Source organism: Exiguobacterium sp. UBA3491, from assembly GCF_002377745.1.
Taxonomy (GTDB): Bacteria; Bacillota; Bacilli; order Exiguobacteriales; family Exiguobacteriaceae; genus Exiguobacterium_A.
Genome location: NZ_DFQK01000030.1, coordinates 85618 through 99435 on the forward strand (window position 1 = coordinate 85618; position 13818 = coordinate 99435).

Annotated in this window: 11 protein-coding genes, 1 tRNA gene and 1 pseudogene; 4 read left to right on the forward strand and 9 right to left on the reverse strand. The window is 47.9% G+C overall.

The window, feature by feature from the left end:
• Together B4F99_RS11685 and B4F99_RS11690 are read left to right on the forward strand one after the other, a co-directional pair.
• A partial coding sequence (locus tag B4F99_RS11685; RefSeq protein ID WP_290758085.1) for a formate--tetrahydrofolate ligase occupies positions 1-1258 on the forward strand: 1258 nt, incomplete at its 5' end.
• Between the two features lie 16 nt (positions 1259-1274).
• The gene (locus B4F99_RS11690; protein ID WP_290758088.1) at positions 1275-2231 is read left to right on the forward strand and encodes an alpha/beta fold hydrolase; all 957 of its coding nucleotides are present in this window, start codon (positions 1275-1277) and stop codon (positions 2229-2231) included.
• A gap of 71 nt (positions 2232-2302) precedes the next feature.
• On the opposite strand, the gene B4F99_RS11695 is transcribed toward B4F99_RS11690, so the two are convergent.
• Entirely contained in the window at positions 2303-2722 is a 420-nt protein-coding gene (locus tag B4F99_RS11695; RefSeq protein WP_023467229.1) for a hypothetical protein, read from the reverse strand.
• The gene (locus B4F99_RS11700; protein WP_290758091.1) at positions 2719-3264 is read right to left on the reverse strand and encodes an imm11 family protein; all 546 of its coding nucleotides are present in this window, start codon (positions 3262-3264) and stop codon (positions 2719-2721) included. The genes B4F99_RS11695 and B4F99_RS11700 overlap by 4 nt, the downstream gene beginning before the upstream one ends.
• Before the next feature lie 169 nt (positions 3265-3433).
• On the opposite strand from B4F99_RS11700, the gene B4F99_RS11705 reads away from it, so the two are divergent.
• Positions 3434-3507 (forward strand) — tRNA-Gly (locus B4F99_RS11705).
• A gap of 152 nt (positions 3508-3659) precedes the next feature.
• The gene (locus B4F99_RS11710; RefSeq protein ID WP_290758094.1) at positions 3660-4469 is read left to right on the forward strand and encodes an MBL fold metallo-hydrolase; all 810 of its coding nucleotides are present in this window, start codon (positions 3660-3662) and stop codon (positions 4467-4469) included.
• A 53-nt stretch (positions 4470-4522) separates the two neighbouring features.
• Here B4F99_RS11710 and argF read toward each other — a convergent pair whose 3' ends face one another.
• The 7 genes and pseudogenes from argF to argC all read right to left on the reverse strand — a co-directional run bounded on the left by argF (position 4523) and on the right by argC (position 13686).
• The gene (gene argF / locus B4F99_RS11715) at positions 4523-5452 is read right to left on the reverse strand and encodes an ornithine carbamoyltransferase (RefSeq protein WP_290758097.1); all 930 of its coding nucleotides are present in this window, start codon (positions 5450-5452) and stop codon (positions 4523-4525) included.
• Positions 5449-8481, reverse strand: coding sequence for a carbamoyl-phosphate synthase (glutamine-hydrolyzing) large subunit (gene carB, locus B4F99_RS11720; protein WP_290758100.1), 3033 nt, complete (start codon positions 8479-8481; stop codon positions 5449-5451). The genes argF and carB overlap by 4 nt, the downstream gene beginning before the upstream one ends.
• Positions 8471-9529, reverse strand: coding sequence for a carbamoyl phosphate synthase small subunit (locus B4F99_RS11725; protein WP_290758103.1), 1059 nt, complete (start codon positions 9527-9529; stop codon positions 8471-8473). Before B4F99_RS11725 ends, carB begins: the two co-directional genes overlap by 11 nt.
• Positions 9526-10671 carry an acetylornithine transaminase gene (locus B4F99_RS11730; protein ID WP_290758107.1) on the reverse strand — a complete coding sequence of 382 codons (1146 nt, stop codon included), beginning with the start codon at positions 10669-10671 and terminating at the stop codon, positions 9526-9528. Before B4F99_RS11730 ends, B4F99_RS11725 begins: the two co-directional genes overlap by 4 nt.
• Positions 10637-11320, reverse strand: a pseudogene (gene argB / locus B4F99_RS11735) (acetylglutamate kinase); the annotation flags it as partial. The gene B4F99_RS11730 and the pseudogene argB, both read right to left, overlap by 35 nt.
• An 86-nt stretch (positions 11321-11406) precedes the next feature.
• On the reverse strand, positions 11407-12624 hold the full coding sequence (argJ, locus tag B4F99_RS11740; protein WP_290758110.1) for a bifunctional glutamate N-acetyltransferase/amino-acid acetyltransferase ArgJ: 1218 nt from the start codon (positions 12622-12624) through the stop codon (positions 11407-11409).
• Between the two features lie 30 nt (positions 12625-12654).
• Positions 12655-13686 carry an N-acetyl-gamma-glutamyl-phosphate reductase gene (gene argC / locus B4F99_RS11745; RefSeq protein WP_290758113.1) on the reverse strand — a complete coding sequence of 344 codons (1032 nt, stop codon included), beginning with the start codon at positions 13684-13686 and terminating at the stop codon, positions 12655-12657.
• Positions 13687-13818 lie beyond the last annotated feature (132 nt).

Consider the following 13818-nt stretch of genomic DNA (forward strand, 5'->3'; position numbering starts at 1 on the left):
TAATACAATCAGTGCCTTGCTCGACAATCACCTGCATCAAGGCAACATTCTTGGCATTGATCCACGCCGTATCGTCTGGAAACGTGTGCTTGATTTAAACGACCGTGCCTTGCGCCAAGTTACGATTGGTCTCGGCGGTCCTGCACATGGCGTTCCGCGTCAAGATGGCTTCGATATCACGGTCGCTTCCGAAATCATGGCTGTCCTCTGTCTATCAGACTCTATCACGGATCTCGAACGACGCCTGAGCCGCATTGTCGTTGCGTATACGTACGATCAACAGCCGGTTACGGTCAAGGATATTCAAGCATCAGGAGCTGCAACGTTGCTTCTAAAAGATGCGTTCCGCCCAAACCTCGTTCAGACCGTCGAAGGAACACCGGCATTGATTCATGGCGGACCGTTCGCGAACATCGCACACGGCTGCAACTCTTTGATTGCTACACAAACCGCGTTGAAGTTAAGTGACTACGTTGTCACAGAAGCAGGATTCGGCGCTGACTTAGGAGCTGAGAAATTCTTCAATATCAAATCTCGGATTGGCGAACTCCATCCGGATGCCGTCGTCATCGTCGCTACGGTTCGTGCCTTGAAGATGCATGGTGGTGTAGACAGAACACAACTCAGCGAAGAAAACCTCGCTGCCTTAACGGATGGTCTTGCTTTACTTGAAAAACACGTTGAGACGATGAACTTGTTCGGTGTCCCTGCCGTCGTTGCCTTGAACCGTTTCTTCACCGATACGGAAGCCGAGCGGAACATGATTTTGACATGGTGCCAGGAACGAAATATTCGTGTGGCGGAAAGCGAAGTCTTCAGTAAAGGCGGTGCCGGCGGTGAAGCACTCGTCGCGGAAGTCATGCAAGCACTTGAGGAACCAAGCCAGTTCCGTCCACTGTACCCTGACGAGTTGCCGCTTCGTCAAAAGATCGAACGTATCGCAAAACGTGTCTATGGCGCAGCCGACGTTCATTTTGAAGACAAAGCCCTCCGCGAACTCGAACGGTGTACGGAGATGGGATTGAATCATTTACCGATTTGTATGGCAAAAACGCCATTTTCTTTAACAGATGACCCCGCTCGGTATGGTCGTGTCGAAGACTTCACGATTACAGTTCGTGAAATCCGACCATCGATTGGTGCAGGATTCATCGTTGCATTGACTGGGAATGTATTAACGATGCCGGGATTACCCGCGGTTCCTGCTGCCTTCCATATGGGCGTTTCGGAAGACGGACAGGTATTCGGACTTTCTTAATGAGAGGATGAGTTACATGACGATTGATCATTCACACTGGATAGCCTCTGACGGCTATACTACGACATTGCATAGCCTCGAAGCACATGATTCGAAAGGAGTCGTGATCGTCTTTCACGGGATGATGGAGCATGGCGCACGGTATGAGGAATTCGCAGAATTCCTCTATGCTCATCATTACCACACGATCATCGCAGATTTGCGCTGTTTCGGAACTCAAGCTGCACAGCGCGGGACACTCGGTCATCTTGAACCTAATCAAGGTTTTAATCAATTGATGCAGGACGCAGAAGAACTCGTCTCTGACATCAAAGAACGTTACCCGACGTTACCAGTATTCATTTTCGGTCACAGTTTTGGTTCGTTGATCGCTCGCCGGATTGGTCAAACACTCGGTCACACGGTAGCAGGAATCATCGCGAGCGGCCCTCCGACGAGCACAGGTTTACTCGGTAACATCAGCGAAAAGCTCGTCGAACGCCAAATCAATCAGCTTTCTTCTACACATCTTACTGAACGTTTCGGACAACTGGTCTTCGGACGCTATAATCTACGTTTCTTCCCGGCACTATCGAAAAATGCCTGGCTCTCTTCGGATCCACAATCCGTCATGCGCTATGATGAAGATCCGTTATCCGGTCAAACGGTCACACTCGGGTTCTTCCATGAACTCTTGCACGCAACGAAACTCGTCAACGCACTTGCCTCCATCTATCAGCACCCGCGACATTTACCGCTCTTGTTGATCGCGGGTGGCGATGATCCGGTCGCATTTGACGGCAAAGGTATCCATCATCTGTTCGATATGTATAACCGTGTCCGTGTCGATGCCGTACAGCTGACGATTTATAAAGGGTTACGCCACGAGCTCTTCCATGAGTTCGAACGTATCCGCGTTTTCGCAGATATCGCGAGCTGGTTGAATAAACAAGTCAACCCTGCAGCTACACGCTCATCTTCTCGTTCTTCTTAAGTCATATCGATCGATACAAAAAGGCAGCAGATCCTTGGATCTGCTGCCTTTTGAACAATCTATTGTGTACTTCATTGAATCCAAGTTAGTGAAGAAATCATCGCTTCGATTTCCTCGATTTCAAGCGTCTCGCGTTCTGCGGAGTATGTCAATAGGACTAGCCGTTCCCCGTCTGAATACGCATAGATGCGTAAGAAGATATCTTCTTCTTTCCCGTCTACTGCTAGCAATGCTTCTTTTGTTGAATTACGGCGGACTTCAAGTGCTCCCGTCAGTTCGATGCCGAACTCTTCTACCAACAAATTGATTTCTTGTTCTGCCGCTTCATACGGTGTCAGTTCTTCTGAATCGGACTCATAAATGGATAATTGTAGCGTGCCCATTGCATTTTCGTCTGTTGAATAAAAACTGACGTATGTTTCTTCTTCTTGATATTCAAATACCTTTGGATATTCTAGCGTGATCCAATGATCGACTGTGTACTGTTTCATTTGAATTCCTCCATTCTTTGTATCTCTTCAAAGCGAATACCCGTCACAGCCATACGCTCGAATTGTCGAGCGAGTTGAGCAGAGACGAACATGCGATGTGTTCGCTCATCTCGCATAAGATGATGCGGACATATCGAATCGCTGATTCGTCGCTCTGTCAAAAAATAGACGCGCCGTCTCGGAATCGGACGGAATACATCCGTCGTATGTAAATGTTCGATCCGACTGACAGATAAGAGATTGAGAAGATAGTACGGAACCACTCCGTCCTTCGTCTCAAGATGTACCTTGAGACATTGTACAGAAAAGGGCGCATATGCTGTAATGACTCGCTGCACACGTTCCGAGACGAGCGGCAGATCGAATGTGTTTGGAAGGACATCCGGTAACAAATCCGCATCTTGATTGATGGAAAAAGCAAGTACACCTACGTTATGGAACCACTCTCCTATCAATAAGCGATGACGATCGAATTGGTGATGACAAATTGCTTCCCATCCTTTTCCCATCGGCTGTTCGCTCCAAACTCTTACTTCATTCACCAGACACTCTCTCCTCTACCCAACTTTACCCATATTACAAATCAAGATTACCAGTGCAAACGATTAACTAGTATTATTGTACACTGAATCTCAAAAGAAATTGCCTTTTTTCATAAAAGTTATGGAAATGCTCTCTTTGCTATGCTACTATATTTCATGTAGCCAATACGCGGGTGTAGTTTAATGGTAAAACCTCAGCCTTCCAAGCTGATGACGAGAGTTCGATTCTCTTCACCCGCTCCAATTATGACATAACATAGGTCTAGGACCATTTCCCTCTAGAGGGCAGGCGACTCGCGGCGTGCGAGTCGTCTTTTTTATTGGTTCTGCTGATGATTCCAACGAATTTATGGGTATACAACGATATAGATAGAGATTCGTAAAGGAGGATTCGTATGATTCAGATGAAAATGCCTGGCGTGACGATTTATCAAAGTACACTTATGAAAACGACCTCAACATTGATCGAGACGCCTGATTGTCTGATTGTCGTCGATCCTGGCTGGCTTCCTGATGAGATTGCAACGATTCGTCGAGACGTTGAAATCGTGCGTCGTGAACGACCATTATATGTCGTCTATACGCATGCTCATTTTGATCATATTTTAGGTGCTTACGCCTTTACGGATGCCATCGTCATCGCTTCTAAACCGTTCATCGATGTCGATCGACAAGAAGCGCTCAAAGCCGTTCAAGACTTTAACGATGAATTTTACATCGACTCCCCCGTGCTATTTCCAGATGTGACGCATGTGATCCATGAGTCTGAAACGATTTTGACGATTGGACAGACGAAGCTGATCTTCTTTATGACGCCCGGTCATGAAGCGACTCACCTTTCCTTCATCGTCATGCCACTTCACTTGTTAGTCTGCGGTGATTATGCTTCCGATATTGAAATCCCTTTGATTGAACACGATTCCTCTGAATATTTGACGACACTCGAACTACTTGAGTCGTTCATTTATGAATATGAAGTCAAACTCTTGATTCCCGGACACGGTCACATTTGCGATGTCCGAACGGAGATGATTGAACGACTTCATCAGAGCTATGATTATATCCTCGCGCTCCGTGCCGGAAAAGAATCTGACTGGGCACCATCCTGGCAAACGACTCCGTTCATGAAACGTCTGCACGAAAAAAATAAGCGACAAGTCAAACAAGAACACGAGGAACGATTAGCACGGCGTCACTACGATTAACTTTCATCAACTAAAAGACTCGGTCGCTAAATCGGCGACCGAGTCTTTTATGATTATCCAAGTAATGTGACGAGTAACGCTTTTTGTGCATGGAGACGATTCTCGGCTTGATCGAAGATGACAGATTGCTTGCCATCGATGACGTCTGCCGTGACTTCCTCCCCACGGTGTGCCGGCAGGCAGTGCAAGAAAATGGCTTCATCATTCGCTTGATTCATGATATCGGCATTGACCTGATATCCTTCAAATGCTTGCAGACGCATCGTCGCTTCTTCCTCTTGCCCCATGCTTGCGAAGACATCCGTATACACGACATCCGCACCACTCGCTGCTTCCTTAGGGTCCGTCATGACGATGATATTTCCACCTGTTTCTTTTGCGATGGCTTGTGCCTCATGAACGACTTGTGGATTAGGAGCATAGGCTGCTGGCGCACAAATTCGGACTTCCATTCCACTGAGCGCTCCACCAATCATTAGCGAATGCGCCATATTGTTCCCGTCCCCGATATATGTCAAAATCTTTCCAGGCCGGGTTCCGAATGTCTCTTCGATCGTCAGCAAGTCAGCAAGGACTTGGCACGGGTGGTGTAGATCCGTCAATCCATTGATGATTGGAATCGTGCCGTGTGCCGCCAGCGTGTCGACGATCTCATGACCGAACGTCCGGATCATCAGGGCGTCGACGTAACGGCTCATGACTTGAATCGTATCAGAAAGCGGCTCCCCCCGACCGATTTGCATATCTGCTCCACTCAGTACGACTGGATGTCCGCCGAGTTCGACGACACCCACTTCAAATGATAGACGAGTTCGCGTCGATGCCTTTTCAAACAATAAGGCCACTTTTCTATGGCTTAATACGTTTTGGTAAACGCTTGGTTGATGCTTGATGTCTTTCGCGAGTGCCAATAGCTCCGTCAATGCTTCCGGCGTCAGTTCCGCCATCGTCAAAAAATGTTGCAGTTGTTGCATCGTCTTCATTGTACTTCCTCCTTGATCGGCTCTGTCCATGTATGAAGTGGCTTCACAGCACAAGGGGACTTTTCTACCGCTTGTAGATGATACTGTGCTAGTTCAGGTTCTGTCAGAACTTGTACTCCGGCAGCAAGCGCTGCTTCGCGACTCGTTTTTTCTTCTGTCACGTGTGAATAGAAAATCGCACATTGTGCCCAGTCGATCGTTTCATCTAACGCTACACCTGTTCCGAATGCCTCGGTATCTGCTCCAGCAACGATGATGTCTCTTGCGGTCAAATGTCGTTTCGTCGTCTCGTCGAAAATGAAACGCTCCAGTGCCAGTCCGTCTGTCGTCCATTGCAACGTTTCACCTGTCGAACGCATGACAGGGCCTGTTTTCGGATCGACTCCTTGTAGTTTCAGCGTTGAAAAAACAGGGGTCTTGACGGCATGGAAATTAAGTTTCGTCTGTTCTGTTGGTAGTGCGACCGCTTGACCGACAGCAGCTTGGACTGCCCACTGCAAGATTGGTTGACCCGTTACTTTGGCGACGATCGGTAACGTGCGGGAGGCACGCGGATTGATTTCTAGCACGTAGACCTGATCGTCATGCAAGACGAATTGGATATTGTACGCTCCTTTATAATCCATCCGTTGCCCGATCATCTGTGCAATTCGTTCTACTTCGCTCTGAACGGTTGCGCTGAGCGATACAGGTGGTAGAATCATCGTCGAATCTCCAGAGTGAACTCCTGCCCGTTCCAATTGCTCCATCAAAATCGGAACGTACGTCGTTGTTCCGTCCGTAATGCAATCGACTTCGATTTCCTTTCCTTGGAGGTAGGCATCCACGAGGACAGGGAATGCTAATTCGGAAACGATCGTCTCTAATTGCTCTTGATCGTGGATAATATGCATCCCCTTACCTCCGATGACATAGGAAGGACGAATCATGACCGGGTAACCAATCGTTGTTGCGACTTCTATCATTTGTTCGTGTGTCGCCACTTCTTGTCCTGGAATACGATCGACACCGATGTCGTCTAAAAATTGATAGAACCGCTCACGGTCTTCCATTTGATCGATGACAGCTGCCGTCGTTCCAAGAAGATGATAACCGGCGTTCTCCAAACCAGACGCAAGCGAAATCCCCGTTTGTCCTCCGAACTGGACTAATACATCTTGGCAATCCTCTGCTTCTAGGACATGCATGACGTCTTCGAGTGTCAGCGGCTCGACATATAGGCGATCTGCGACTTCGAAGTCGGTCGAGACGGTCTCCGGATTATTGTTGATCATGATCGTTTCATAACCGGATGCTTGTAGTGCACGTACCGCGTGAACGGAACAATAATCAAATTCGATTCCTTGACCGATCCGAATGGGTCCCGCACCGATGACAGCGACTTTCTTTTTCGTCGATGCAGTGACTTCCGTTTGACCATTCCAGTTTCCGTAGAAGTAAGGAGTTGCACTCTTGAACTCTCCTGCACATGTATCAATCATATGATAGACAGGAAGGATGCCTTTCTCTTTACGTAAATGCTCGACGTCTACAGCACCGACACCCGTCAGAAAGGCAATTTGTTCGTCCGTGAAGCCCATCATTTTTGTCTGTTTTAAAGAACTTTCATTCGATAAATCAATTTTTTGTTGCTGATCGACGAGGCGCTGGAGTACTTTGACGAATAAAGCTTGTACTTTCGTCTGTTCGACGAGTTCTTCGACGGTCGTTTCCTGACGATCTAGTAGTGCTAACATCGCGAGCAGACGACGGTCCGTCGGCACTTTTATTTCTTTCCACAATACGCCAGCCTCCGCTGTTTTCATCCATGTCGGATAAAGAGGCGATTGCTCGACTCCTGCACCACGCCACGCCTTTTGTAACGCTTCTTCCAGCGTCTTCCCCATTGCCATACTTTCACCGGTCGCCTTCATTTGTGTACCAAGTGTCCGGTTACTGTCAGTAAATAGATCGAACGGGAAACAAGGCACTTTTGCCGTGATATAATCCATCGTCGGTTCGAAGCTCGCCATCGTCTCCTTCGTGACAGGATTGATACAGTCGTCGAGTCGCTCACCGAGTGCAAGACGCGTCGCTAATTTCGCAATCGGGTACCCCGTCGCTTTGGAAGCAAGTGCTGAAGAGCGACTGACACGCGGATTGACTTCAATGACGAAGTAGCGTTCTTCCGTCGGGTGGATCGCAAACTGGATATTGCATCCACCGATGACACCGAGGTGCGACACGATTTTACGCGCTTCCGTCCGCAATTGCTGATTCATTCGATCCGAAATCGATTGAATCGGTGCAAAGACGACAGAGTCTCCGGTATGGACACCGACGGGATCAATGTTTTCCATGTTACAGACGATGATCGTCGTATCTGCACTGTCACGCATGACTTCATATTCGACTTCTTTATAACCAGCAATACTCACTTCAACCAAACACTGTGAAATCGGACTTGCTTGTAAGCCGTTTTGCGCTAGCAGACGTGCTTCGTCCTTTGTCAGCGCAATTCCACCGCCCGTTCCCCCGAGCGTAAAGGCTGGTCGGATGACGAGTGGGACACCATGTACTTCCATGAATTCTTCAAGCTCTGCTAACGATTCGATCGTTTGACTTTCCGGGAGCGGTTGCGCGAGCTCGATCATCTTTTGCTTGAATCGTTCGCGATCTTCTCCGTCTCGGATCGTCTCAAGCGATGTCCCTAGGAGTTCGACACCGTATTGCTCAAGTACTCCTGCTTCTTCGAGTGACATTGCAAGATTGAGTGCCGTTTGTCCGCCGACCGTCGCTAGGAGATGGGACGGTCGATCTTGTTTGATGATAGCTGTTGCTTTTTCAAGAGTCATCGCCTCAATGTAGACATGATCTGCCGTGCTCGGATCCGTCATGATAGTAGCCGGATTCGAATTCATTAAGATGACCTCGCATCCCGCTTCTCGAAGCGCCTGACAGGCTTGTGTGCCGGAATAATCAAATTCTGCTGCTTGTCCGATGACGATCGGACCCGAACCGATGACGAGTACTTTCTGTTTATCCCACATATGCTACCTCCTGATGTAATACGGTATTTACGAATTGATCGAAGACGACCATCGCCTCTGTCGGTCCTGGACTCGCTTCTGGGTGAAACTGGACTGTCATGATCGGTAGAGCCGGATGAATCAATCCTTCAACGGATCCATCATTGATGTGTTCATACGCAAGTTCCATCTCAGACGCTTCGATGCTTTTAACATCAACGGCATAACCATGATTCTGAGACGTCATGAATACTTGTCCGGATGCTAGATGACGTACAGGATGATTCGCTCCTCGGTGTCCATGATGTTGTTTTAATAAGGTACAACCGAACGCATGAGCGAGAACTTGGTGTCCCATACAAATACCAAGTGTCGGATAGCTCGTCGCCAGTTCACGGATTTCTGAAAGGAATGGATCTAGTTGCGTCGGATCACCAGGTCCATTGGAAAACAGCAGACCGTCTGGTGCCAGTGCTTGAATCCGTTCCGGTGTCGTATCGTATGGCACGACCGTCACACGCATATGCCGTTCAAGCAAAGCATCGATCATCGATTGTTTCACACCGTAATCGATACAGACGACATGACCCTCTTCGACTTCCGGAACGTATTCAACGTTTGAAGTCGTCGACACAGAAGCGATGTATGCTGCGTCTACTGACTCCGGTACTGTCATATTCTCCTGCATCATGTCTCCAAATTGGTCGCCCTCTGTCCGTAATAGATGTACAAGGGAACGCGTATCGACTCCCGACAAAACCGGAACATTCGCTTCGCCTAGCCAGCTTGCGAGTGATGTTCCTTGCCCATCCTCAGCCAAAGTTTGGACGATGACACCAGCGACTTGAATCTGGTTGCTTTCTGACGCCTCCGCTTGAATACCGTATTGACCGATCAACGGATATGTGAAGACAAGAATTTGCCCCTGATAAGATGGATCCGTTAAGACTTCCTGATATCCTGTCATCCCAGTAAAAAAGACGACTTCTCCTTTGACTGGAACTGTTCCTTGCCACGAACCGGTAAACGTCGTTCCGTTCGCAAGCGTTAGTTTTCCGGATTGTTTCATACGATGACCTCCTGTCGACAAACGAGTTGTATTTTTTCGATGGCTTGCGTGAGTTCTTGTTCCGTCACGAATAACGATGGCAACAAGCGAATGACATGAGGACCAGCCGAAACGACAAGAAGACCATTCTCACGTAAGCCGTCAATCAGCGGTGCGACAGGCATCGTACATTCAATACCAATCATCAAGCCACGACCACGAATAGAACTCACGATCGACTTGGGTAATTTTTTTTCTAATTGTTGACGTAAATATTCACCTTTTTCTTGAATGTCTGCCATGACAGTGTCACTTAACAAGAGGTCAAGTGTTGCTTCTGCAGCTGTCATCGCGAGTGGATTTCCACCAAATGTCGAACCATGCGATCCGGGCGTGAATACTTCTGCTGCCTCTTCCGTTGCGAGTAGCGCACCAACCGCGAGTCCACTTCCAAGTCCTTTCGCAAGCGTGATGATATCCGGTACGAGTGGTGTCTGCTCAAATGCAAAACGTGAACCCGTCCGACCAATTCCGGTTTGCACTTCATCGACGATGATTTTGACATCGTATTGCTGCGCCTTCTTCATCAACGCTTCTAGCCACGCATCGTCAGCGACGACGACCCCACCCTCTCCTTGAATGATTTCGAGCCATACAGCAGCAGTTTGATTCGTAATTGCTGATAGGCTTTCCATCTCGTTAAACGGTAGATGTTTGAATCCATTCACCATCTCCCCGTATCCCGCTTTGATTTTTTCCTGTCCTGTTGCGCCCATCATCGCAAATGTCCGACCATGGAAAGATTGTTTAAACGTGACAACTTCTGTTTTCCCTGTCCATTTTCGAACGAGTTTGTACGCCGCCTCGTTTGCTTCAGCACCACTGTTACAAAAGAAAGCATGACTGAGATGACTGTCTTCCGTCAGTCGCTCGGCGACCCGCTCTTGTGCCGCGATTTGAAACAGATTCGACGTATGCCAAATTCGGTTCAACTGTTCCTCTAGCCGTTGCTGAACATAAGGATGACGGTGCCCTGTGTTGCATACAGCGATTCCCATGATGAAATCAAGATACGTCTTTCCTGTCGCATCTTCTACGATTGATCCTTGTCCTTTGACCAATTCCACATCAGTACGTCGATAAGTGGGTAGTAGTGCACTCATGTAATTCCTCCTTGATTCGTGTCCCTGCAGCTAACGCATTTTTTCCCGATCGAATGACGACCTCTGAAATACCATGCTGAGTGGCCTGCATCATCGCTTCGACCTTCGGAATCATTCCCCCGTAAATTTCTCCCGACGCGATCGCAGCTTCGATAGCTGCAGACGTGATTTCTGATTGATAGTCACCGTTTACTTTTACACCTTCGACATCCGTCAACAATTCAAATCGATCGACGGACCATGCCTTCGCGACAGCAATGGCACACGCATCCCCGTTACTGTTCAATACACCTTGTTCCCCTGTGACAAGGGATGTGACGACCGGCACATAACCATTCGTACTCAACACTGTGAACAATCGTGGATGAATGTGCGTAATTTGACCAACTGCCCCGAGTCCTTTGACTTTTTTACCATGGACGCTCGCACCGTCTAACCCGCTCATCCCGACCGCTGGAATTCCTGCCTGATTCAATTGCTGGACGATCCCGGATTGGACTTCCCCTGCTAAGATCCGTCGCGCCCCGAGTAACACACCATCCGTCGTCACACGGACACCATCTCGAAACACGGGTTTGATTCCCTCTTGTTCACAGTAACTCGATAGAAGTGGACCACCCCCATGCACGATCAATAGTTCGTTACCGGTTTCGACCCACGCTTTTCATTCCTCGAAATACCGCGCATCCAATTGCTCCCATACACTACCACCCAGTTTGATAACTTTTCGTTTCGTCATGTCCGGTAACTCGCATTGATTTTGACGTAATCGTACGTCAGGTCACAACCATAGGCGTGTCCTTGTCCTACTCCATCATTCAAATTGATATGAATTCGGACGTCTTGTTGCGCAAGGTCCTGCGATGCGATTGTTTCATCAAATAAAATAGGCATGCTCTGTTGTAACACCCACTGCGAACCAATTTTAATATCAACGTTTGATACATCAAGCGGCTCCTTGATACTTCCGACAGCAGCGATGATTCGTCCCCAGTTCGCATCTTCCCCAAAGATTGCTGTTTTGACGAGAGACGATCCGACGACTTGTTTAGCGACCATTCGCGCTACTTCATCGGTTTGTGTCCCCTTTACCGTCACTTCGATTAACTTCGTCGCACCTTCCCCGTCCCGCGCAATTTGTTTCGCTAAATCTTGACAAACCGTTTCGATGGCCTGTTCGAATGCGAATGCTTCGTCCGTACCTTCAACGATCGGCGCTCCCCCTGCAGCTCCACTCGCTAAAATCATGACCATGTCATTTGTCGAACTGTCTCCATCTACGGTAATGCAGTTAAACGTCCGATGAATCGTCCGGCGCAATAGTGTCTGTAAGACATCCGGTTCAATCGTCGCATCGGTCGTCAAGAATCCAAGCATCGTCGCCATGTTCGGATGAATCATCCCTGACCCTTTCGCTACACCACATACTGAAATTTGGACATCCCCTTGCATGTATTGTTGTCCTGCTGATTTCTTACCGGTATCGGTCGTCAAAATCGCATGCGCAAACGAATCGGCTGACGTGTCATCCTGCCCTGGAGCCAACTGTGAAATGCCCGCTAGTAACGTATCAATCGCTAACGGTTGACCGATGATCCCAGTCGAAGCGATGACAACTTGTTCAGGAGCGATCCCGAAGTGTGTCGCTAATGCTTGTTGTGATGTATACGCATGTGATAGACCAAGTTCTCCCGTACAGGCATTCGCGTTCCCGCTGTTGACGAGGACGGCATGAATGCGTCCTTGTGACGCCTGAATCGCTTGCTTCGTCACAGTAATCGGTGCTGCTTGCACCTGATTCGTCGTATAGACAGCTGCGGCACTTGCTCCTTCCTCACACCAAATCAAACCAAGATCCTTTCGCTTTCGCTTTAGCCCCACGTGTACCCCTGATGCTTGAAATCCCTTCGGTGTCGTGATCGTCAATGGGGTCTCTACTTGTACTTGCCACACAGGCGTTCCTCCTCTTTCGTCTCCAAGTGTTTAAATAAAGATCGGTTGTTGGGTCAAACCAGACATTTCATCAAATCCTGCTAGAATGTTGGCATTTTGAACGGCCTGTCCGGCAGCACCTTTTTGCATATTATCGATGACCGAAACGATGGTAACGCGCCCTGTCCGTTCATCCTTATAGATGGTCAAATCACAGTGGTTGCTACCCACGACGGACTTAATCTCCGGATCGCTGTGTTGTACTCGTATAAACGGTTCCGTTGCATACTGTTCCGTCAACCAGGATCGCCATTCTGCTTCTGATTGATCAAGGAACGGCTGGACCGTCATGATCGCCATGATGCCTCGATTGATCGGTAATAATTGCGTCGAGAACGTGATCGGATACGATGAACCGCTCCATTCGAGAAGTGCCTGTTCAATTTCTGGAATATGTTGGTGTTGATTTACTTTATATAAACGAACGTTTTCACTGGAATGGACATGATGAGTCTGTGTCGTCAACGTCTTTCCTGCTCCCGTTAGACCAGAAGATGCTTGGATGATGATTTGAGAGGGATCGATTTTTTTCTCTTTTACGAATGGTGCTAGTCCAAGAAGGACCGCTGTCGCATAACAACCGGGATTCGCAATCCATCTGCTCGTTTTGATTGCTTGACGATTCCATTCCGGTAAACCATACGTCGCTTTTTGTTGTAACTGGGCATCAATTGGTTCCTTATCATACCAAGCTTCATACGATTCAGACGGTAGTCGTAAATCACCACTTAAATCGATAACGTAACCGGACCAATTTTGAAGTTGTTCTAAGTATTGTTTCGAGACTCCACTCGGTGTCGCTAAGAACACTATGTCTGTCTCTGTTTCCGTTAAATGTTCTACGGAAAAGGAAGATAATAATGAATACGTTTTTTTATTCATGAATGGGAATAACTCATTCATCGATTGTCCTGCCATCGAATCACTCATCAAACAAACGATCTCAAATGAAGGATGTGCTTCTAATAGCCTTAATAGCTCAATTCCGGTGTATCCTGTTACTCCGATGATGGTACATTTCATAACTGTACGCTCCCCTTCAAAGAATGTTATACCGATTTAAACATATGTATTTTTATACTGTCAATTGAATTTTTATTAGTTTTTATGCAAAAAAGAAGCGTTGAAGTGATTGTCTTCTATAAGACAGCCCCC

What these genes read in the sequence shown, in the direction of transcription:
- B4F99_RS11690 (WP_290758088.1), top strand. Translation starts at nt 1,275, where the DNA reads ATGACGATTGATCATTCACACTGGATAGCCTCTGACGGCTATACTACG.
- B4F99_RS11695 (WP_023467229.1), bottom strand. Translation starts at nt 2,722, where the DNA reads ATGAAACAGTACACAGTCGATCATTGGATCACGCTAGAATATCCAAAG.
- B4F99_RS11710 (WP_290758094.1), top strand. Translation starts at nt 3,660, where the DNA reads ATGATTCAGATGAAAATGCCTGGCGTGACGATTTATCAAAGTACACTT.
- argF (WP_290758097.1), bottom strand. Translation starts at nt 5,452, where the DNA reads ATGAAGACGATGCAACAACTGCAACATTTTTTGACGATGGCGGAACTG.
- carB (WP_290758100.1), bottom strand. Translation starts at nt 8,481, where the DNA reads ATGTGGGATAAACAGAAAGTACTCGTCATCGGTTCGGGTCCGATCGTC.
- B4F99_RS11725 (WP_290758103.1), bottom strand. Translation starts at nt 9,529, where the DNA reads ATGAAACAATCCGGAAAACTAACGCTTGCGAACGGAACGACGTTTACC.
- B4F99_RS11730 (WP_290758107.1), bottom strand. Translation starts at nt 10,671, where the DNA reads ATGAGTGCACTACTACCCACTTATCGACGTACTGATGTGGAATTGGTC.
- argC (WP_290758113.1), bottom strand. Translation starts at nt 13,686, where the DNA reads ATGAAATGTACCATCATCGGAGTAACAGGATACACCGGAATTGAGCTA.